This is a genomic window from Pseudomonas putida (assembly GCF_001636055.1).
Taxonomy (GTDB): domain Bacteria; phylum Pseudomonadota; class Gammaproteobacteria; order Pseudomonadales; family Pseudomonadaceae; genus Aquipseudomonas; species Aquipseudomonas machongensis.
Genome location: NZ_CP011789.1, coordinates 1,008,176 through 1,028,351, shown reverse-complemented (window position 1 = coordinate 1,028,351; position 20,176 = coordinate 1,008,176). Strand labels below are relative to the sequence as shown.

Here is a 20,176-nt window from a genome sequence, read left to right as displayed (position 1 = left end):
AAGCAAATTGCTTGGGTGTTATATGGTCAAGCCTCACGGGCAATTAGTATTGGTTAGCTCAACGCCTCACAGCGCTTACACACCCAACCTATCAACGTCGTAGTCTTCGACGGCCCTTTAGGGGATTCAAGATCCCAGTGAGATCTCATCTTGAGGCAAGTTTCCCGCTTAGATGCTTTCAGCGGTTATCTCTTCCGAACATAGCTACCCGGCAATGCCACTGGCGTGACAACCGGAACACCAGAGGTTCGTCCACTCCGGTCCTCTCGTACTAGGAGCAGCCCCTCTCAAATCTCAAACGTCCACGGCAGATAGGGACCGAACTGTCTCACGACGTTCTAAACCCAGCTCGCGTACCACTTTAAATGGCGAACAGCCATACCCTTGGGACCGGCTTCAGCCCCAGGATGTGATGAGCCGACATCGAGGTGCCAAACACCGCCGTCGATATGAACTCTTGGGCGGTATCAGCCTGTTATCCCCGGAGTACCTTTTATCCGTTGAGCGATGGCCCTTCCATACAGAACCACCGGATCACTAAGACCTACTTTCGTACCTGCTCGACGTGTGTGTCTCGCAGTCAAGCGCGCTTTTGCCTTTATACTCTACGACCGATTTCCGACCGGTCTGAGCGCACCTTCGTACTCCTCCGTTACTCTTTGGGAGGAGACCGCCCCAGTCAAACTACCCACCATACACTGTCCTCGATCCGGATTACGGACCTGAGTTAGAACCTCAAGGTTGCCAGGGTGGTATTTCAAGGATGGCTCCATGAGAACTGGCGTCCCCACTTCAAAGCCTCCCACCTATCCTACACAAGCAAGCTCAAAGTCCAGTGCAAAGCTATAGTAAAGGTTCACGGGGTCTTTCCGTCTAGCCGCGGATACACTGCATCTTCACAGCGATTTCAATTTCACTGAGTCTCGGGTGGAGACAGCGCCGCCATCGTTACGCCATTCGTGCAGGTCGGAACTTACCCGACAAGGAATTTCGCTACCTTAGGACCGTTATAGTTACGGCCGCCGTTTACCGGGGCTTCGATCAAGAGCTTCGCTTGCGCTAACCCCATCAATTAACCTTCCGGCACCGGGCAGGCGTCACACCCTATACGTCCACTTTCGTGTTTGCAGAGTGCTGTGTTTTTAATAAACAGTCGCAGCGGCCTGGTATCTTCGACCGGCATGGGCTTACGGAGCAAGTCCTTCACCCTCGCCGGCGCACCTTCTCCCGAAGTTACGGTGCCATTTTGCCTAGTTCCTTCACCCGAGTTCTCTCAAGCGCCTTGGTATTCTCTACCTAACCACCTGTGTCGGTTTGGGGTACGGTTCCCAGTTATCTGAAGCTTAGGAGCTTTTCTTGGAAGCATGGTATCAACCACTTCGCACTCTAAAGAGCGCTCGTCATCAGCTCTCGGCCTTGAAATCCCGGATTTGCCTAAGATTTCAGCCTACCACCTTAAACCTGGACAACCAACGCCAGGCTGGCCTAACCTTCTCCGTCCCTCCATCGCAATAACTGGAAGTACAGGAATATTAACCTGTTTTCCATCGACTACGCTTTTCAGCCTCGCCTTAGGGACCGACTAACCCTGCGTCGATTAACGTTGCGCAGGAAACCTTGGTCTTTCGGCGTGCGAGTTTTTCACTCGCATTGTCGTTACTCATGTCAGCATTCGCACTTCTGATACCTCCAGCAAGCTTCTCAACTCACCTTCACAGGCTTACAGAACGCTCCTCTACCGCATCACCAGAGGTGATACCCGTAGCTTCGGTGCATGGTTTGAGCCCCGTTACATCTTCCGCGCAGGCCGACTCGACTAGTGAGCTATTACGCTTTCTTTAAAGGGTGGCTGCTTCTAAGCCAACCTCCTAGCTGTCTAAGCCTTCCCACATCGTTTCCCACTTAACCATGACTTTGGGACCTTAGCTGACGGTCTGGGTTGTTTCCCTTTTCACGACGGACGTTAGCACCCGCCGTGTGTCTCCCATGCTCGGCACTTGCTGGTATTCGGAGTTTGCATCGGTTTGGTAAGTCGGGATGACCCCCTAGCCGAAACAGTGCTCTACCCCCAGCAGTGATACATGAGGCGCTACCTAAATAGCTTTCGAGGAGAACCAGCTATCTCCGAGCTTGATTAGCCTTTCACTCCGATCCACAGGTCATCCGCTAACTTTTCAACGGTAGTCGGTTCGGTCCTCCAGTCAGTGTTACCTAACCTTCAACCTGCCCATGGATAGATCGCCCGGTTTCGGGTCTATACCCAGCGACTAAAGCGCCCTATTAAGACTCGCTTTCGCTACGCCTCCCCTATTCGGTTAAGCTCGCCACTGAATATAAGTCGCTGACCCATTATACAAAAGGTACGCAGTCACCTAACAAAGTAGGCTCCCACTGCTTGTACGCATACGGTTTCAGGTTCTATTTCACTCCCCTCTCCGGGGTTCTTTTCGCCTTTCCCTCACGGTACTGGTTCACTATCGGTCAGTCAGTAGTATTTAGCCTTGGAGGATGGTCCCCCCATGTTCAGACAAAGTTTCTCGTGCTCCGTCCTACTCGATTTCACTGGCAAGAGATTTTCGTGTACGGGGCTATCACCCACTATGGCCGCACTTTCCAGAGCGTTCCACTAATCTCAACCCAGCTTAAGGGCTGGTCCCCGTTCGCTCGCCACTACTAAGGGAATCTCGGTTGATTTCTTTTCCTCAGGGTACTTAGATGTTTCAGTTCCCCTGGTTCGCCTCTTGCACCTATGGATTCAGTACAAGATACTCAGCTTATGCTGAGTGGGTTCCCCCATTCAGAGATCTCTGGATCACAGTCTGTTTGCCGACTCCCCAAAGCTTATCGCAGGCTACCACGTCTTTCATCGCCTCTGACTGCCAAGGCATCCACCGTATGCGCTTCTTCACTTGACCATATAACCCCAAGCAATCTGGTTATACTGTGAAGACGACATTCGCCGAAAATTCGTGAGAACTCACAAATTTTACCTTAGCCTGAACTACCAGCAGTGAAACTGGCATTCAGTCTATTTCTATCACATATCCGAATTTTTAAAGAACGATCTGACAAAAGCCAGAAATCAGCATTCATCGACGAATGTTCATTTCTAGGTTCTGATCAAGGTACAGCGTAAGTGGTGGAGCCAAGCGGGATCGAACCGCTGACCTCCTGCGTGCAAGGCAGGCGCTCTCCCAGCTGAGCTATGGCCCCGCATATTGGTAGGTCTGGGCAGATTTGAACTGCCGACCTCACCCTTATCAGGGGTGCGCTCTAACCAACTGAGCTACAGACCTATATAGGGTCTTGATCGTCTTCACAATGAATCAAGCAATTCGTGTGGGAGCTCATCAGCAGGCTGATGTCTTCGATTAAGGAGGTGATCCAGCCGCAGGTTCCCCTACGGCTACCTTGTTACGACTTCACCCCAGTCATGAATCACACCGTGGTAACCGTCCTCCCGAAGGTTAGACTAGCTACTTCTGGTGCAACCCACTCCCATGGTGTGACGGGCGGTGTGTACAAGGCCCGGGAACGTATTCACCGCGACATTCTGATTCGCGATTACTAGCGATTCCGACTTCACGCAGTCGAGTTGCAGACTGCGATCCGGACTACGATCGGTTTTGTGAGATTAGCTCCACCTCGCGGCTTGGCAACCCTCTGTACCGACCATTGTAGCACGTGTGTAGCCCAGGCCGTAAGGGCCATGATGACTTGACGTCATCCCCACCTTCCTCCGGTTTGTCACCGGCAGTCTCCTTAGAGTGCCCACCATAACGTGCTGGTAACTAAGGACAAGGGTTGCGCTCGTTACGGGACTTAACCCAACATCTCACGACACGAGCTGACGACAGCCATGCAGCACCTGTGTCAGAGTTCCCGAAGGCACCAATCCATCTCTGGAAAGTTCTCTGCATGTCAAGGCCTGGTAAGGTTCTTCGCGTTGCTTCGAATTAAACCACATGCTCCACCGCTTGTGCGGGCCCCCGTCAATTCATTTGAGTTTTAACCTTGCGGCCGTACTCCCCAGGCGGTCAACTTAATGCGTTAGCTGCGCCACTAAAATCTCAAGGATTCCAACGGCTAGTTGACATCGTTTACGGCGTGGACTACCAGGGTATCTAATCCTGTTTGCTCCCCACGCTTTCGCACCTCAGTGTCAGTATCAGTCCAGGTGGTCGCCTTCGCCACTGGTGTTCCTTCCTATATCTACGCATTTCACCGCTACACAGGAAATTCCACCACCCTCTACCATACTCTAGCTCGCCAGTTTTGGATGCAGTTCCCAGGTTGAGCCCGGGGCTTTCACATCCAACTTAACGAACCACCTACGCGCGCTTTACGCCCAGTAATTCCGATTAACGCTTGCACCCTCTGTATTACCGCGGCTGCTGGCACAGAGTTAGCCGGTGCTTATTCTGTCGGTAACGTCAAAACAGCAAGGTATTAACTTACTGCCCTTCCTCCCAACTTAAAGTGCTTTACAATCCGAAGACCTTCTTCACACACGCGGCATGGCTGGATCAGGCTTTCGCCCATTGTCCAATATTCCCCACTGCTGCCTCCCGTAGGAGTCTGGACCGTGTCTCAGTTCCAGTGTGACTGATCATCCTCTCAGACCAGTTACGGATCGTCGCCTTGGTGAGCCATTACCTCACCAACTAGCTAATCCGACCTAGGCTCATCTGATAGCGCAAGGCCCGAAGGTCCCCTGCTTTCTCCCGTAGGACGTATGCGGTATTAGCGTTCCTTTCGAAACGTTGTCCCCCACTACCAGGCAGATTCCTAGGCATTACTCACCCGTCCGCCGCTGAATCAAGGAGCAAGCTCCCGTCATCCGCTCGACTTGCATGTGTTAGGCCTGCCGCCAGCGTTCAATCTGAGCCATGATCAAACTCTTCAGTTCAATACTGCTTGGGTTTTTAAGAAACCCTAAACTTGGCTCAGCAATCTCAAATGACTATGTGATTTCTCGCATGGCCACTTGTGATGCTGATAATCTTGGCGACTATCAGTCCGTACTCACAAGCACCCACACGAATTGCTTGATTCGATTTGTTAAAGAGCGTTTGGTTAAGAGCCTTTCGTCTCAACCGAGGCGCGCATTCTACGCTTTCCTCATTGGCTGTCAAGCGTTTATTTTGAAGTTTTTTCCGAGAAACTCGTTTAGCTTCAAACACTTGACTCGCTGCGATCTCTCGTAGCGGGAGGCGAATCATACAGCACTCGAAGATGCTGTCAACTGCCTTTTTCACCGCTGCCGATCAGGTGACCGAAGCCCTTCACGCCTTGCCGAAATCGCTTAACTCATTGATTAACAAGAATTTTTGCGCTCCGTTTGCTGCGGAAGTGGGGCGCATTATAAGGGGATATGAGAGGGCGTCAACCTTTTATTTCAAGAATCTTTCAGATCGCTGAGAACACAGCGGGGAGGCCTGTCGGCCTCCCCGCTTATATATAGCTGCACCATCAGGCGATCACTCAGCCTTCAGCGTAACCCGTCCAAACGACTTCTTGCCCGCCTGGCACACATGGGTAGCACCCAGCGCGAACATGAAGTCCTTGTCGATGACTGCACCATCAACCTTGACCGCACCACTGCCTAGCAGATCACGTGCCTGTGCCGAGTTCTTCACCAGGCCCGCACGATTGAGCACCGCCGCGATCGGCAGGGCCTCAGCCGCAACCACTTCGATCTCCGGAAGATCTTCCGGCAGCTCGCCATCCTTCATGCGGTTGCCGGCAGCGCGGTGAGCGTTCGCCGCAGCCTCTTCACCATGGAAACGCGCCACGATCTCTTCGGCCAGCTTGATCTTGATGTCACGAGGGTTCGCGCCCTTCTCGACATCCGCACGAAACTGATCGATTTCCTCCATCGAGCGGAAGCTCAGCAGCTCGAAGTAACGCCACATCAGCGTATCCGGAATCGACACCAACTTGCTGTACATCACCCCAGGCGCTTCCTGGATACCCACATAATTGCCCAGCGACTTGGACATCTTCTTCACGCCATCGAGCCCTTCCAGCAACGGCATGGTCACGATGTTCTGAGCTTCCTGACCATAGGCGCGCTGCAGCTCACGCCCCATCAGCAGGTTGAACTTCTGGTCGGTACCACCCAGTTCGACATCAGCCTTGAGCGCAACCGAGTCGTAACCCTGCACCAGCGGATAGAGGAACTCATGGATGGCGATCGGCTGCTGGCTGGTGTAGCGCTTGTCGAAGTCGTCACGTTCGAGCATGCGCGCGACGGTGTACTGGGACGCCAGGCGAATGAAGTCGGCCGGGGTCAGCGTATCCATCCAGGTGGAGTTGAACGCCACCTCGGTCTTGGCCGGGTCGAGAATCTTGAACACTTGCTGTTTATAGGTTTCGGCGTTGTCCAGAACCTGCTCACGGGTCAGCGGCGGGCGCGTGGCACTTTTGCCGCTCGGGTCACCGATCATGCCGGTGAAGTCACCGATCAGGAAGATCACCTGGTGCCCCAGCTCCTGGAACTGCCGCAGCTTGTTGATCAGTACGGTATGGCCCAGATGCAGATCAGGAGCCGTTGGGTCGAAGCCAGCCTTGATACGCAGCGGCTGGCCGCGCTTGAGCTTCTCCACCAGTTCCGACTCGACCAACACCTCTTCCGCACCGCGCTTGATAAGCGCCAGCTGCTCTTCAACCGACTTCATAGACAGACCCGCAAGGCTCAGATTCAAAGGGGACCAACCATACAAGATCGGCCGTCAAATACAAGTTTCGCAAAGGAATGTGACCCGAGAGGCGCCTTGCGGCGTCTACGCGCCCTTGCGCGAAAATGGATTTGGTTATATTTTATACAGTTATTTCATCTTCATCATGTCATTCATCTTTTTCAGCGTATTCAGTCACCTTTTTCATTCACTTTTTCAAAGTCACCTTATCTATGACCAACGACACGCCTAAAGCGCCCCCGCTTTATCCGAAAAGCCATCTGTTGGCCGCCAGCGGCATCGCCGCCCTGCTCAGCCTGGCCTTGCTGGTATTTCCCTCCAGCGACGTAGAAGCGAAGAAGACCACCCTCAGCCTCGAGCTCGAAACCCCGGCCGAGCAACTCAAGGACGAATCCAAGGCCGCACCGCTGGTGCAGTCCACCGAATCCACCGGCTCGCCCTTCGCCCAGATCGAAGGGGATGAACCCGCTACAGAACAGGCCGCCGAGCAACCGCAACCCGTCGCACAGGAAAAGGCGCAAGACAAGGCTCCCGGCCATCGCGAAGTCGTCGTCGCCCGTGGCGACACCCTCTCCACGCTGTTCGCCAAAGTGGGCCTGCCTGCCAACGTCGTGCATGACGTGCTGGCCAGCGACAAGCAAGCCAAGCAGTTCAGCCAGCTTAAACACGGCCAGGTACTGCAGTTCGAGCTGGACAAGGACGGCCAACTGGCCAGCTTGCACAGCCAGGTCAGCAACCTCGAAAGCATCCGCCTGAACAAGACCGACAAGGGTTACGCGTTCGAGCGCGAAATCACCAAGCCCCTGGTGCGAACCGCCTACGCCCATGGCGTCATCAAGAGTTCGCTCTCGGCCTCGGCCCAACGTGCCGGCCTTTCCCACAGCCTGACCATGGATATGGCCCGCGTGCTGGGCTACGACATCGACTTCGCCCAGGACATCCGCCCTGGCGACGAATTCGACGTGGTCTACGAACAGAAGGTCATGGATGGCAAGGTGATCGGCACCGGCAACATCCTCTCGGCGCGTTTCACCAATCGCGGCAAGACCTACACCGCCGTGCGCTACACCAACAAACAGGGCAATACCAGCTACTACACCGCTGACGGCAACAGCCTGCGCAAGGCGTTCATCCGCACACCGGTAGACTTCGCCCGCATCAGCTCGCGCTTCTCCGCCGGACGCAAGCACCCGATCCTGAACAAGATTCGCGCCCACAAGGGTGTCGACTATGCAGCGCCTCGCGGCACGCCAATCAAGGCAGCCGGTGATGGCCGCATCGAGCTGGCCGGCCGCCGGGGCGGCTACGGCAACACCGTCATCATCGCCCACGGCAACACCTACAAGACCCTGTATGGCCACATGCAGGGCTTCGCCAAAGGCATCAAGACCGGCAGCAACGTCAAGCAGGGCCAGATCATCGGCTATATCGGCACCACCGGTCTCTCCACTGGCCCACACCTGCACTACGAGTTCCAGGTCAACGGCGTCCATGTCGACCCGCTGAGCCAGAAGGTGCCAATGGCCGATCCGATCGCCAAGGCCGAGCGCCAGCGCTTCATGCAGCAAAGCCAACCCCTGATCGCTCGCATGGATCAGGAAAAGGCCACGCTGCTCGCCGCCAACAAGCGCTGATTCATGGCGTTCTACCTGGGGGTGATGTCCGGCACCAGCCTTGACGGCCTGGACATTGCCCTGATCGAACAAGGCGAGCAGCCCCGATTGCTCGCCACCCGCTACCTGCCCATGCCCTCCGACCTTCGCCAGGACCTGCTGAGCCTCTGCGCCAGCGGCCCTGACGAGATCGCACGGGCAGCGCTGGCCGAGAACCGCTGGGCTGGCCTTGCTGCAGAAGGCATACAGCAATTGCTGACCGAGCAGAAACTCGAGCCCAGCGCCATCCGCGCCATCGGCAGCCACGGCCAGACCATCCGCCACGAACCGGCCCGAGGCTTCACCTTGCAGATCGGTAATCCGGCCTTGCTCGCCGAGTTGACCGGCATCTGCGTGGTGGGTGATTTCCGTCGCCGCGATGTGGCCGCAGGTGGCCAGGGCGCACCGCTGGTCCCGGCCTTCCACGAAGCCTTGTTCGGCCATCTGGGACAGCGCCTGGCCGTACTCAACGTCGGCGGCTTCAGCAACCTGAGCCTAATTGCCCAGGACACTCCGGTACATGGCTTCGACTGCGGCCCGGGCAATGTGCTGCTGGATGCATGGATCGAGCGCAAGCGCGGCCAGACCTTCGACGCCGATGGCGCATGGGCGGCGAGTGGCAAGGTGCAGGACCAATTGCTGGCGGCACTGCTGAGCGACCCGTTCTTTGCCGGCAACGGCCCCAAGAGCACCGGGCGCGAGGTATTCAACCTGCCCTGGCTCGATGCCCACCTGGCAACGTTGCCGCACTACCGCGACGAAGACGTTCAGGCCACGCTGCTGGAGCTGACTGCACGCAGCATCACCGATGCCTTGCGCAATGCCCAGCAGGATACCGAGGCCCTGATGGTCTGCGGCGGCGGCGCGCGCAATGGCACCCTGATGAATCGGCTGGCCGCCTTGCTGCCTGCCGCGAAAGTGACCAGCACCAGCGCCCAAGGTATCGATCCGGACTGGGTCGAGGCAATGGCATTCGCATGGCTGGCTCATTGCTGCCTCGAAGGCATCCCGGCTAACCGCCCAAGTGTCACGGCTGCCAGAGGGCTACGAGTACTGGGCGCGATCTACCCAGCCTGAAAGACAGAAACGAAAACGCCGCGCAATTGCGCGGCGTTTTCGTTCAAGCGCGACTCAGATCGAAAACGACGAACCGCACCCGCAGGTGGTAGCGGCGTTCGGGTTCTTGATCACGAAGCGAGAGCCTTCCAGGCCTTCCTGGTAGTCCACTTCGGCGCCCGCCAGATACTGGAAGCTCATTGGGTCAACGACCAGCGAAACGCCTTCGCGCTCGACAATGGTGTCGTCCTCGGCCACGTCTTCATCGAAGGTGAAGCCGTACTGGAAACCCGAGCAGCCGCCGCCTGTGACGAACACACGCAGCTTGAGGCGATCATTGCCTTCTTCGGATACCAGGGTCTTCACCTTGTGCGCAGCCCCTTGGGTAAACTCCAAAGCGGTGGGGGTGAAGGTTTCAACGCTCATGTTGGTTCTCCCGGCGTAAGCCGCCATAAAACTCGATGACGCGCATTATCCGCTTCTCCGAGAAAATTGGTCAAGAATTGTGCGGCTTTGGTCGACACAAACGAAAAGGCCCGCACGAGGCGGGCCTATTCACCTGCTTGACGATTAAGGCAGCAGGCCAGCGTGGGACAGGCCCATGCGCTCATCCAGCCCGAACAGGATGTTCAGGTTCTGCACCGCCTGGCCGGACGCGCCCTTGACCAAGTTGTCGATCACCGACAGCACCACCACCAGATCACCACCCTGCGGGCGATGGACGGCGATACGGCAGACGTTGGCGCCACGCACGCTGCGGGTCTCAGGGTGACTACCGGCCGGCATCACGTCGACGAACGGCTCGTTCGCATAGCGTTTCTCGAACAGCGCCTGCAGGTCGACCGAGGTGTCGACAACATTCGCGTAGAGGGTGGCATGAATACCGCGAATCATTGGAGTCAGGTGAGGCACGAAGGTCAGACCGATATCCTTGCCCGCTGCCAGGCGCAGGCCCTGGCTGATTTCTGGCAGGTGGCGGTGCCCTTTGACTGCATAGGCCTTCATGCTTTCGCCGGCCTCGCAGAACAGCGAGCCCACTGCAGCACCACGGCCGGCGCCACTGACACCCGACTTGCAGTCGGCAATCAGGCGCGACGGATCGGCCAGACCCGCTTCGAGCAATGGCAGGAAACCAAGCTGGGTCGCGGTCGGGTAGCAACCCGGCACGGCGATCAGGCGCGCTTGGCGGATCTTCTCGCGGTTCACTTCAGGCAGGCCGTAGACGGCATCCTTGAGCAGTTCCGGCGCGCCATGCGGCTGGCCGTACCACTTGCCCCACTCGACAGCGTCCTGCAGACGGAAGTCGGCAGACAGGTCGATGACTTTGGTCCCGGCAGCCAGCAACTCGCCGGCCAGGGCATGGGCAACGCCATGCGGTGTGGCGAAGAACACCACGTCACAGGCGCCGAGCGTCTTGCTGTCCGGTACGCTGAACTGCAAACCGTCATAGTGGCCGCGCAGGTTCGGGTACATGTCGGCCACCGCGACACCCGCCTCGGAGCGCGATGTGATGACCGCTACCTCGGCCTGTGGGTGCTGTGCCAGCAGGCGCAACAGTTCGACACCGGTGTAACCCGTGCCGCCGACGATACCGACCTTGATCATAACGCTTGCCCCTCATCAACGAGACCACTGGAAAGCGCACGATAATAGGGTTACGTGACGCCTGTAACAACTCTTGGGTACCCCTTCGCAGCGCCGGACCACTACTATCTGACCACCGTGAAAACCTGAAGGAACTCCCCCATGCTCTATCTCTGGATCAAGGCGCTGCATATCGTCAGCGTGGTCTGCTGGTTCGCAGGTCTGTTCTACCTGCCGCGCCTGTTCGTCTATCACGCCCAGAGCCAGGACAGCATCAGCCAGGAACGCTTCGTCACCATGGAGCGCAAGCTGTACCGCGGCATCATGAACCCGGCGATGATCGCCACCTACGTGTTCGGTATCTGGATGCTCTACCTCACGCCCGGCTGGCTGAGCCAAGGCTGGCTGCATGCCAAGCTGACCCTGGTGATCCTGCTGACCGGCTACCATCACGTCTGCGGCGCACAGCGCAAACGCTTCGCCGCCGGGCAGAACACCCGCAGCCATGTGTACTACCGCTGGTTCAACGAAGTACCGGTATTGATCCTGCTGGCTGTCGTAATTCTGGTGGTGGTCAAACCGTTCTGAGCATACCCCCTGAGCAAAGGAGCCTTGCCATGTCCCTGCCCGCAACACTTGAACACCGTCTGCGACTGCCTGTGGTTGCCGCGCCGATGTTCCTGATTTCCAACCCGCAGCTGGTCCTGGCTTGCTGCGCCAACGGTGTGGTGGGCAGTTTTCCGGCGTTGAACCAGCGCGACAGTGCCGGCTTCAAGGCCTGGCTGGAGGAGATCGAGGCAGGGCTCGCGCAGTTACAGGCGCCCGCGCCTTATGCCGTCAACCTCATCGTGCACCCGAGCAACCCGCGCCTGCAGGCCGATCTCGCCCTGTGCGTGGAGCACCAGGTTCCCATCGTGATCACCAGCCTGGGCGCGGTGAAGGAGGTAGTGGACGCAGTGCACGGTTATGGCGGCCTGGTGTTCCACGATGTCACCACCCGTCGTCACGCCGAGAAAGCCGCCGAGGCCGGCGTCGATGGCCTGATCGCCGTGGCTGCGGGCGCCGGCGGTCATGCCGGGACCTGGAGCCCGTTCGCCCTGGTCGCGGAGATCCGCCAATTCTTCGACAAGACCCTGCTGTTGGCCGGTTGCATCAACCAAGGTCACGAAATTCTCGCGGCACGTCTGCTGGGCGCCGATCTCGCGTACATGGGCACACGCTTCATCGCCACCCGCGAGAGCCAAGCCCAGGACGCCTACAAGAAAATGCTCCTCGATGCCCATGCTGCCGATATCGTCCACACCCCGGCGGTGTCGGGTGTACCGGCCAGCTTTCTGCGCCAGAGTCTGGAGCAGGCCGGTTACGACATGGCCGCGCTCAAGCACAACCCGGGCGAGGTCAAGCTCAAACCGCTGGATGAAGAAGCCAAGGCCTGGAAAACCGTGTGGTCGGCTGGCCAGGGCGCGGGCGGTATCCATGACCTACCCGATACGGCAGTGCTGATCGAGCGCCTGCGTGACGAATACCAGGCTGCCCAGCTTCGCAGCGCTGAACTGGCGCGCTGAAGCCCCTGCAAAAGACCACAACCGCCCCGGCCAAGCTGTACACTAGGCGCCCTCTTCCGCCCCCAGGAGCCTTGCATGACCCGTTACGCCATGATCACCGGAGCTTCCAGCGGCCTGGGCCTGGCCCTGGCGGAGGCCCTGGCGCGGCGCGGGCGCAACCTGATCCTGGTGGCACGCCATCGTGAAACCCTCGAACCGATCGCGATCGAGCTGACCCAGCGCTTCGGTGTCGAGGTTCTGCTGCGCGCCTGCGACCTCAGCCAGCCTTTGCGCCTGTCGGGATTCGTACTTGAGCTGGAAGAGGGCGAGCGGCGCATCGACCTGCTGGTCAACTGTGCCGGCCAGCGCACCTACGGGCCCTTCCTGGCCCATGAGTGGGCCGACGAACAAGACCTGCTGGAGGTCAATATCCTCGCCCTGACCCGCCTGTGCCACGCGATCGGCAACCTGATGGCGGTGCACGGTGGCGGCCAGATCCTCAACGTAGCCTCACTGGCCAGCGCCGCGCCAGGTCCGTGGATGGCCTGCTACAGCGCCAGCAAGGCCTATGTACTGAGTTTCTCGGAAGCCCTGCGCGAAGAACTGCGTCGTACCGGGATCAAGGTGTCGGTGTTGTGCCCGGGCCCGATCCGCTCGGCAAAACGACACATCCCGCGACTGGAGGGCAGTTCGCGCTGCCTGAGTGCCGAAGAAGTGGCGCTCTACACAGTGCGCGCGCTGGACAAGAACCACGCCCTGATCATGCCAGGCCGACGCAATCGCTGGCTGGCCTTCGCCCCACGCCTTCTGCCGCGCTGGTTGAGCCGCAAGCTGGCGGGCGTGATCCATCGTCGCTACTGCCCGATCGGCGCCGAATGACCTCTGTCCGAGCAGCGCTTCGCTGAGTACACTGCGCTTCGACCCTCACCAAGGAGCAAGTGACGTGGACGATCTATTCCTCAAGATCATCAACCGGGAAATCCCGGCGGATATCATCTACGAAGACGACCAGATCCTGGCCTTCAAGGATATCGCCCCTGCGGCGCCGGTACATTTTCTGGTCATCCCGAAAAAGCACATCCCGACCCTCAACGACCTGACCGAAGAGGACAAGGCACTGGCTGGCCACATCCTGTTCACCGCCCAGCGCCTGGCCGTCGAGCAGGGCTGCGAGGAAGGTTTCCGCGTGGTCATGAATTGCAACCCCAAGGGTGGGCAGACGGTCTATCACATCCACATGCACGTGCTCGGCCAGCGTCAGATGAACTGGCCACCGGGCTGACCCAAGGCAAGCCCATCCGGCATGATTGAGTTAAACTGTCGGGCATCACTTTAGTGGAGGTGCCCGATGGCTACCGAACGTCACTATTCACCGCTCGACCGCTTGTTGCTGCAGGCTGACACCGCCATGCGCACCTTGCTGCCCTTCAGCGGCCAACCTTCCCGTCCCTCGCCCGCGATCATCCAGCCTGACGCCGAGCTGGACGAGTCCCAGACCCGCCATATCGCCGGCCTGATGCGCATCAACCATACCGGTGAAGTCTGCGCCCAGGCGCTCTACCAAGGCCAGGCACTGACCGCCAAGCTGCCGCAGGTACGCAAGGCCATGGAGCATGCCGCCGAGGAAGAGATCGACCACCTGGCCTGGTGCGAACAGCGCATCCGCCAACTGGGCAGTCATCCCAGTGTGCTCAACCCGTTGTTCTATGGCATGTCGTTCGGCATCGGTGCCCTCGCCGGCCTGGTCAGCGACAAGGTCAGCCTGGGCTTCGTCGCCGCCACAGAACATCAGGTCTGCAAGCACCTGGACGAGCACCTCGAACAGATCCCCGAGGAAGACGAAAAATCCCGCGCCATTCTCGAGCAGATGCGCGTCGATGAAGAGCAACACGCCGAATCCGCACTGGAAGCAGGCGGCTACCGCTTCCCTGCCACGGTGCGTTTCGGCATGAGCCTGCTGGCCAAGGTGATGACCAAGAGCACCTACCGAATCTAGGACGAGCCGATGACCGAGCGCTTCGATGCCAAGGACCTGGCCAGCGCCGTAAGCGCCGGCATTCTCCAGCCAGGACAGGATCGGGCGCTGCTCGAGTTCCTGCGTCAGCAACCGCAACAACAGGGCCGGTTCCAGCTGGCCCATGTCGCTTTCTACTTCGGCGCGCTGCTGATCATGGCAGCCATGGGCTGGTTGCTCACCGAAGCCTGGATGCGCATTGGTGATACAGCACTGCTGACCGCCGCCCTCCTCTATATCGCCGCGCTTACCCTGTTCGCCCTGTCACTCCAGCGCCGTGGACAGGTCATTGCTGCTGGCGTTCTCGCTGCGGTGGCCGTAAGCATCGTGCCATTGGCAGTCTTCGCCATCGAGCGCCTGCTCGGCTGGTGGCCGCTGGATGACCTGCAGTTCGACTACCACCAGTACTACACCTACGTGCAGGGCGGCTGGCTGCTGATGGAAGCGGCGACCGTCGTCGCCGGGGTGGCGATGCTGCGCCTGGTGCCTTTCCCCTTCATCGTGATGCCAATTGCCGTGGCCTTGTGGTTCATGTCCATGGACCTCAGCGAATGGTTCTACGGCGAAGTGTTCAGTTGGGAGCAGCGCCAGAAGGTCTCGGTGTGGTTCGGCCTGCTGTTGCTGGCCGTGTTCCTGGCTGCCGATGGTCGCACGCGCCGCGATTACGCCTACTGGGGCTATCTGGCAGGGCTTCTGGCATTCTGGGGCGGGTTGACTTCGATGAACAGCGACAGTGAGCTGGGCAAGGCGCTCTATTGTCTGATCAACCTTGGCCTGATGGGATGTGCAGTGCTGCTGCGCCGACCGATGTTCATGGTATTCGGCGCCATGGGCGTGGCGGCGTACCTGGGCTACCTGTCGTATGACGTGTTCGCCGAGTCGTTGCTGTTCCCGGTAGTAATCACCCTGATCGGGCTTGGCGTTATCGGCCTTGGGTTGGCTTACCAGAAACGCCGCGAGCACCTGAGCCAGTCGTTGCGGGCAAAGCTGCCGCAATGGTTGCTCGACGCGTTACCGGCCCTGCGCGACTGAAACGGGGCCGCCAGGCGGCCCCACCACTTCAACCCAGCTCTACGATCTCGTACCCATGGGTGATCTCCACACCCGCACGATCGAGCATGATCGATGCCGAGCAATACTTCTCGGCCGACAGCTCGACCGCTCGCTTGACCTGCGCCTCTTTGAGGCCACGGCCCTTGACCACGAAGTTCAGGTGGATCTTGGTGAATACCTTGGGATCTTCGCTGGCGCGCTCAGCCTCGAGAAAAGCTTCGCAGCTTTCCACCGCCTGTCGGGATTTCTTCAGGATGCTGACCACATCGAAACTGCTGCAGCCACCCAGGCCGAGCAGCAGCATCTCCATCGGGCGTACGCCCAGGTTACGACCGCCAGCCTCGGGAGGACCGTCCATGACCACGACATGCCCACTCCCCGACTCACCGAGGAACATGGCCTCACCGGCCCACTGGATGCGTGCCTTCATCTATCCGGACTCCTGATTTCGTAAAAGGTCGTCAGCTTAGACCTTGTAGCGCTGTCGGAAAAGCTCAAGACGTTGGGGTTTCATGCCGATAAAGCCGAAGTGTCTGATAAGCTGACGCCAAATCACTGGCGCTCGCTGTCAGTAACCTCCTACAAAAATGCCTCTGCGTCGCTCGAACAGGATTTTCGTGATGGTAGCCTCAGCACTCCCTGCCAAGATCAAGAATATCGACAAGCTGCTGGTGCACTGCCAACGCCGCCGCTATGCCGCCAAGAGCAACATCATCTGCGCCGGCGACCGGGCCGAGACGCTGTCGTTCATCGTCAAGGGATCGGTGACCATCCTGATCGAGGACGATGAAGGTCATGAGATGATCATCGCCTACCTCAACAATGGTGACTTCTTCGGTGAATTGGGGTTGTTCGAACCAGCGGGCCCCGAACAGCAGCGCAGCGCCTGGGTACGGGCCAAGACCGAGTGCGAAGTGGCCGAGATCAGCTACGACAAGTTCCGCGAGCTGGCCCGTCACGATCCGGACATTCTCTACGCCCTTGGCAGCCAGATGGCCCAGCGCCTGCGCAACACAACGCGCAAGGTCGGCGACCTGGCCTTCTTCGACGTCACCGGCCGCGTCGCCCGTTGCCTGCTCGACCTGTGCAAGCAGCCGGATGCCATGACCCACCCCGACGGCATGCAGATCAAGATCACCCGTCAGGAGATCGGGCGGATCGTCGGCTGTTCGCGCGAGATGGTCGGCCGGGTGCTCAAGGATCTTGAAGAACGCAGCCTGGTGCAGGTCAAGGGCAAGACCATGGTGGTCTACGGAACCCGCTAATCCTTGGGCAGCGCCGCGATCACCTCGGCGTAGGCCTGGGACAGCCGCTCGAACCAAGGGGCTGCGGGCACCACTTCATGCAAGGCAATATGGCTGTCGGCGCGGCAACGTTGCTCCAGCCCACAGCAGTCGTTGAAGCGGTTGACCGCCGCCACCATCGACTCGCGCTCGTTGTCCAGCAGCAGCGCGCCATGCACCAGCACTACCGGGCGCTTGCCGCCCAGCCCTTGGCGCCAGCGCTGGGCAGTGCCGACCAGCTTGCGGCCGTTGAGATTGACGTTGTAGCGCCCATCGCAGAACGCACCGTCGATCTCCCCGACCGACGCCACACCACCCCATTCGCGCAAGACATCGCACAGCGGCAGGCACAGGCGCTCGTAAGCGTTCTCGATGCGTCCGTGGTCACCTTCGCTGCGCGGTGCGACGTAGACCAGCGCCACGTTCACGGTCGAATGGGACTGCGGCACCGGCTCTCCACCGGTTTCACGCAGCAACACCGGCCAGCCAGCGATCGCCAGCTCGGCACAGGCGGCTTCGAAGTTGTCGAGACGACTCATTCGTCGCGGCATGACCAGAGCATGATCGGTGGGGCGCCAGAACAGCACGCCGGACTCACGCTCGCCACGGCAGACGGCGGCGAGCAGCTCCTGTTCGGCATGCAGGCCCTGCTCGACGGTGAGGGCCAGGGGTTGATCGGTCATTGATCCACCTTGGAAATCCGGTTCACTGGCCCGCGAAAGGGCCAGAACAGTCATACAAAAAAGCCGGCATCAAGCCGGCTTCGTTTTTTGATCAGTCCAGAGGCTGAACAGTCTTCTTCACCTGATCCGGGAAGAACAGCCTCTGCAGCTCCAACCCCGGCTGCTCGGCGCGCATGAAGGCTTCGCCCACCAGGAACGAATACACCTCGTTGATTTCCATCAGCTCCACGTCGGCGCGGTTGAGGATACCGCTCTCGGTGACCGCCAGGCGGTCACGCGGAATGCGCGGCAGCAAGTCGAGGGTGGTGTCCAGGCTGACCTCGAAGGTGTGCAGATTGCGGTTGTTGACCCCCACCAGTGGCGTATCGAGGGTTTTCAGCGCACGCTCGAGCTCATTGCCATCGTGTACCTCCACCAGCACGTCGAGACCGACATCCTTGGCGGTGGCGGCCAGCTCGGCCATCTTCACATCGTCCAGTGCCGAGACGATCAGCAGCACGCAGTCGGCGCCCAGGGCGCGGGCTTCGACGATCTGGTAGGGATCGACCATGAAGTCCTTGCGGATCACCGGCAACGACACGGCAGCGCGGGCCTGTTGCAGGTACGCGTCTGCGCCCTGGAAGTAATCCACGTCGGTGAGTACCGACAGGCAGGTGGCGCCGCCCTTCTCGTAGCTCACCGCGATTTCCGCAGGCACGAAGTGCTCGCGGATCACGCCCTTGCTCGGCGAGGCCTTCTTGATCTCAGCGATGACCGCAGGCTGCTTGCGCTTGGCCTGTTCGATCAAGGCGTTGGCGAAGCCGCGGGGAGCGTCGGCGCCCTTGGCCAGACGCTCCAGTTCGGCGAGGCTCACGCGCGCGCTGCGCTCGGCCACTTCCTGAAACTTGCGGGCGATGATCCTTTCCAGCACCGTCGGTACGCTCATGCTCCGTTCTCCTGCTTGAATACCGCGGTAAAGGCGCCCAGCTCCTGGAGTTTTTCCCAGGCAAGGCCGGTGTGCAGCACATCGTGGGCGAGTTCGACGCCCGACTTCAGGCTCATCGCATGGTCGGCGGCATACAGCGCGGCGCCAGCGTTGAGCACGATCATTTCGGCAGCTTTCTGGCCGTTTTCGGTCTTGCGTCGGCCCAGGGCGTCACGGATCAGCGCCAGCGAAGCCTGTGGGTCCTCGACCGCCAGGCCATGCAGGCTCTGGCTCTTCATGCCAAGGTCTTCCGGTTCGACCCAGTATTCGGTGATCTCACCGTTCTTCAATTCCGCGACGAAAGTCGGCGCGGCCAGGCTGAATTCGTCCAGGCCATCCTTGGAGTGCACCACCAGCACATGCTTGCTGCCCAGGCGCTGCAACACTTCGGCGAGCGGGCGGCACAGGGCCTGGGTGAATACACCAACCACCTGGTGCTTCACACCGGCCGGATTCGTAAGCGGGCCGAGCATGTTGAAGAGCGTGCGCAAGCCCAGGTCGCGGCGCGGGCCAGCAGCATGCTTCATCGCACTGTGGTGAGTCTGGGCGAACATGAAACCGATCCCCAGGCTATCGATGCAGCGGGCCACCTGCACTGGGGTAAGGTTCAGGTAGATACCGGCCGCCTCCAGCAGGTCGGCGCTGCCGCTCTTGCCGGACACCGCGCGGTTGCCGTGCTTGGCCACCGGGCAACCGGCCGCGGCGAGCACGAAGGCCGAAGCCGTGGAAACGTTGAAGATGTTGGCCCCGTCGCCGCCGGTGCCGACGATGTCGACCACGCCGTCGAGGCTCTTGAGCTCGACCTTTTCGGCCAGCTCACGCATGACCGAAACGGCGCCGACGATCTCGTCGATGCTCTCGCTCTTCATGCGCATGCCCATCAGAAAGGCGCCGATCTGCGCCTCGGTGCATTGTCCGGTCATGATCTGACGCATGACATCGCGCATTTCGTCTGTGGACAGGTCCAGGTGGCCGACGATGCGGCTCAGCGCGCTCTTGATATCCATGATCGATCCTTAGCGGCGGCCGCCGGTCTGCTTGAGGAAGTTGGCGAACAGCTCGTGGCCCTGCTCGGTGAGGATGGACTCGGGGTGGAACTGCACCCCTTCGATGTTCAAGGTCTTGTGGCGCAGGCCCATGATCTCGTCGACCGAACCGTCTGCATGGGCAGTCCAGGCGGTGACTTCGAGGCAGTCCGGCAGGGTTTCACGCTTGACCACCAGCGAATGGTAGCGGGTCACGGTCAACGGGTTGTTCAGGCCGGCGAACACACCCAGGTCGCGGTGGAACACCGGGCTGGTCTTGCCATGCATGACCTGGCGGGCCCGCACCACGTCACCGCCATACGCCTGGCCGATGGACTGGTGGCCCAGGCACACACCGAGGATCGGCAGCTTGCCGGCAAAGTGCAGGATGGCCTCGATGGAAACGCCTGCCTCGCTGGGCGTGCAAGGACCGGGCGAGACGACGATGCGCTCCGGGTTGAGGGCTTCGATCTGGGCGATGGTCAGTTCGTCGTTGCGAATGACCTTGACCTCGGCACCCAACTCGCCGAGGTACTGGACGACGTTGTAGGTGAAGGAGTCGTAATTGTCGATCATCAGTAACATCTGGGGTCAACCTCTTGAATCTACTGACTGTG

At 59.5% G+C, this 20,176-nt stretch carries 17 protein-coding genes, 2 tRNA genes and 2 rRNA genes; 9 read left to right on the top strand and 12 right to left on the bottom strand.

Annotated features, from left to right (window positions below; genetic code table 11):
• Positions 1-22 precede the first annotated feature (22 nt).
• The 5 genes from AB688_RS04540 to tyrS form a co-directional block, all read right to left on the bottom strand.
• Positions 23-2,915 (bottom strand): 23S ribosomal RNA (locus AB688_RS04540).
• Positions 2,916-3,137: 222 nt separating this feature from the next.
• Positions 3,138-3,213: transfer RNA gene (locus tag AB688_RS04535), tRNA-Ala, on the bottom strand.
• 6 nt (positions 3,214-3,219) lie between these two features.
• Positions 3,220-3,296, bottom strand: a tRNA-Ile gene (locus AB688_RS04530).
• Between the two features lie 76 nt (positions 3,297-3,372).
• Positions 3,373-4,909, bottom strand: a 16S ribosomal RNA gene (locus AB688_RS04525).
• Together the 16S and 23S rRNA genes with 2 tRNA genes alongside form the textbook arrangement of a ribosomal RNA operon.
• A 571-nt stretch (positions 4,910-5,480) precedes the next feature.
• Positions 5,481-6,680, bottom strand: a complete 1,200-nt coding sequence (gene tyrS / locus AB688_RS04520; RefSeq protein WP_063542468.1) for a tyrosine--tRNA ligase — start codon at positions 6,678-6,680, stop codon at positions 5,481-5,483.
• 233 nt (positions 6,681-6,913) lie between these two features.
• Between tyrS and AB688_RS04515 the strand changes: the two genes are divergently transcribed.
• Entirely contained in the window at positions 6,914-8,335 is a 1,422-nt protein-coding gene (locus tag AB688_RS04515) for a peptidoglycan DD-metalloendopeptidase family protein (RefSeq protein ID WP_063542466.1), read from the top strand.
• A 3-nt stretch (positions 8,336-8,338) separates the two neighbouring features.
• Complete coding sequence (locus AB688_RS04510) at positions 8,339-9,430, top strand: anhydro-N-acetylmuramic acid kinase (protein WP_063542464.1); 1,092 nt, start codon at positions 8,339-8,341, stop codon at positions 9,428-9,430.
• A gap of 54 nt (positions 9,431-9,484) precedes the next feature.
• Here AB688_RS04510 and erpA read toward each other — a convergent pair whose 3' ends face one another.
• The gene (erpA, locus tag AB688_RS04505; protein WP_029615063.1) at positions 9,485-9,835 is read right to left on the bottom strand and encodes an iron-sulfur cluster insertion protein ErpA; all 351 of its coding nucleotides are present in this window, start codon (positions 9,833-9,835) and stop codon (positions 9,485-9,487) included.
• 144 nt (positions 9,836-9,979) lie between these two features.
• Positions 9,980-11,014 carry an N-acetyl-gamma-glutamyl-phosphate reductase gene (argC, locus tag AB688_RS04500; protein WP_063542462.1) on the bottom strand — a complete coding sequence of 345 codons (1,035 nt, stop codon included), beginning with the start codon at positions 11,012-11,014 and terminating at the stop codon, positions 9,980-9,982.
• 141 nt (positions 11,015-11,155) lie between these two features.
• Between argC and hemJ the strand changes: the two genes are divergently transcribed.
• From hemJ to AB688_RS04470, 6 genes are all read left to right on the top strand, one after another.
• A complete protein-coding gene (hemJ, locus tag AB688_RS04495; protein WP_054892249.1) occupies positions 11,156-11,581 on the top strand; it encodes a protoporphyrinogen oxidase HemJ in 426 nt (141 codons plus the stop codon).
• A gap of 29 nt (positions 11,582-11,610) precedes the next feature.
• A complete protein-coding gene (locus AB688_RS04490) occupies positions 11,611-12,558 on the top strand; it encodes an NAD(P)H-dependent flavin oxidoreductase (protein WP_063542460.1) in 948 nt (315 codons plus the stop codon).
• Between the two features lie 75 nt (positions 12,559-12,633).
• The gene (locus AB688_RS04485) at positions 12,634-13,416 is read left to right on the top strand and encodes an SDR family NAD(P)-dependent oxidoreductase (protein WP_063542458.1); all 783 of its coding nucleotides are present in this window, start codon (positions 12,634-12,636) and stop codon (positions 13,414-13,416) included.
• 64 nt (positions 13,417-13,480) lie between these two features.
• Positions 13,481-13,819, top strand: a complete 339-nt coding sequence (locus AB688_RS04480; protein WP_063542456.1) for a histidine triad nucleotide-binding protein — start codon at positions 13,481-13,483, stop codon at positions 13,817-13,819.
• Positions 13,820-13,885: 66 nt separating this feature from the next.
• Entirely contained in the window at positions 13,886-14,533 is a 648-nt protein-coding gene (gene coq7, locus AB688_RS04475; RefSeq protein WP_063542454.1) for a 2-polyprenyl-3-methyl-6-methoxy-1,4-benzoquinone monooxygenase, read from the top strand.
• A 9-nt stretch (positions 14,534-14,542) separates the two neighbouring features.
• Positions 14,543-15,583, top strand: coding sequence for a hypothetical protein (locus tag AB688_RS04470; protein WP_063542452.1), 1,041 nt, complete (start codon positions 14,543-14,545; stop codon positions 15,581-15,583).
• 28 nt (positions 15,584-15,611) lie between these two features.
• Here the strand turns inward: AB688_RS04470 and AB688_RS04465 are convergent, their stop codons facing one another.
• Complete coding sequence (locus AB688_RS04465) at positions 15,612-16,034, bottom strand: OsmC family protein (protein WP_028689009.1); 423 nt, start codon at positions 16,032-16,034, stop codon at positions 15,612-15,614.
• Between the two features lie 190 nt (positions 16,035-16,224).
• Between AB688_RS04465 and crp the strand changes: the two genes are divergently transcribed.
• Positions 16,225-16,869 carry a cAMP-activated global transcriptional regulator CRP gene (gene crp / locus AB688_RS04460; protein ID WP_054925379.1) on the top strand — a complete coding sequence of 215 codons (645 nt, stop codon included), beginning with the start codon at positions 16,225-16,227 and terminating at the stop codon, positions 16,867-16,869.
• Here the strand turns inward: crp and AB688_RS04455 are convergent.
• The 4 genes from AB688_RS04455 to AB688_RS04440 form a co-directional block, all read right to left on the bottom strand.
• The gene (locus AB688_RS04455) at positions 16,866-17,570 is read right to left on the bottom strand and encodes a lipoate--protein ligase family protein (RefSeq protein ID WP_063542450.1); all 705 of its coding nucleotides are present in this window, start codon (positions 17,568-17,570) and stop codon (positions 16,866-16,868) included. The genes crp and AB688_RS04455 overlap by 4 nt on opposite strands.
• A 91-nt stretch (positions 17,571-17,661) precedes the next feature.
• Positions 17,662-18,495 carry an indole-3-glycerol phosphate synthase TrpC gene (gene trpC, locus AB688_RS04450; RefSeq protein ID WP_063542448.1) on the bottom strand — a complete coding sequence of 278 codons (834 nt, stop codon included), beginning with the start codon at positions 18,493-18,495 and terminating at the stop codon, positions 17,662-17,664.
• Positions 18,492-19,541, bottom strand: coding sequence for an anthranilate phosphoribosyltransferase (gene trpD, locus AB688_RS04445; RefSeq protein ID WP_063542446.1), 1,050 nt, complete (start codon positions 19,539-19,541; stop codon positions 18,492-18,494). The genes trpC and trpD overlap by 4 nt, the downstream gene beginning before the upstream one ends.
• Before the next feature lie 9 nt (positions 19,542-19,550).
• A complete protein-coding gene (locus AB688_RS04440; protein ID WP_054892238.1) occupies positions 19,551-20,144 on the bottom strand; it encodes an aminodeoxychorismate/anthranilate synthase component II in 594 nt (197 codons plus the stop codon).
• Between the last annotated feature and the right edge of the window lie 32 nt (positions 20,145-20,176).

What these genes read in the sequence shown, in the direction of transcription:
- tyrS (WP_063542468.1), bottom strand. Translation starts at nt 6,680, where the DNA reads ATGAAGTCGGTTGAAGAGCAGCTGGCGCTTATCAAGCGCGGTGCGGAA.
- AB688_RS04515 (WP_063542466.1), top strand. Translation starts at nt 6,914, where the DNA reads ATGACCAACGACACGCCTAAAGCGCCCCCGCTTTATCCGAAAAGCCAT.
- AB688_RS04510 (WP_063542464.1), top strand. Translation starts at nt 8,339, where the DNA reads ATGGCGTTCTACCTGGGGGTGATGTCCGGCACCAGCCTTGACGGCCTG.
- erpA (WP_029615063.1), bottom strand. Translation starts at nt 9,835, where the DNA reads ATGAGCGTTGAAACCTTCACCCCCACCGCTTTGGAGTTTACCCAAGGG.
- argC (WP_063542462.1), bottom strand. Translation starts at nt 11,014, where the DNA reads ATGATCAAGGTCGGTATCGTCGGCGGCACGGGTTACACCGGTGTCGAA.
- hemJ (WP_054892249.1), top strand. Translation starts at nt 11,156, where the DNA reads ATGCTCTATCTCTGGATCAAGGCGCTGCATATCGTCAGCGTGGTCTGC.
- AB688_RS04490 (WP_063542460.1), top strand. Translation starts at nt 11,611, where the DNA reads ATGTCCCTGCCCGCAACACTTGAACACCGTCTGCGACTGCCTGTGGTT.
- AB688_RS04485 (WP_063542458.1), top strand. Translation starts at nt 12,634, where the DNA reads ATGACCCGTTACGCCATGATCACCGGAGCTTCCAGCGGCCTGGGCCTG.
- coq7 (WP_063542454.1), top strand. Translation starts at nt 13,886, where the DNA reads ATGGCTACCGAACGTCACTATTCACCGCTCGACCGCTTGTTGCTGCAG.
- AB688_RS04470 (WP_063542452.1), top strand. Translation starts at nt 14,543, where the DNA reads ATGACCGAGCGCTTCGATGCCAAGGACCTGGCCAGCGCCGTAAGCGCC.
- AB688_RS04465 (WP_028689009.1), bottom strand. Translation starts at nt 16,034, where the DNA reads ATGAAGGCACGCATCCAGTGGGCCGGTGAGGCCATGTTCCTCGGTGAG.
- crp (WP_054925379.1), top strand. Translation starts at nt 16,225, where the DNA reads ATGGTAGCCTCAGCACTCCCTGCCAAGATCAAGAATATCGACAAGCTG.
- AB688_RS04455 (WP_063542450.1), bottom strand. Translation starts at nt 17,570, where the DNA reads ATGACCGATCAACCCCTGGCCCTCACCGTCGAGCAGGGCCTGCATGCC.
- trpC (WP_063542448.1), bottom strand. Translation starts at nt 18,495, where the DNA reads ATGAGCGTACCGACGGTGCTGGAAAGGATCATCGCCCGCAAGTTTCAG.
- trpD (WP_063542446.1), bottom strand. Translation starts at nt 19,541, where the DNA reads ATGGATATCAAGAGCGCGCTGAGCCGCATCGTCGGCCACCTGGACCTG.
- AB688_RS04440 (WP_054892238.1), bottom strand. Translation starts at nt 20,144, where the DNA reads ATGTTACTGATGATCGACAATTACGACTCCTTCACCTACAACGTCGTC.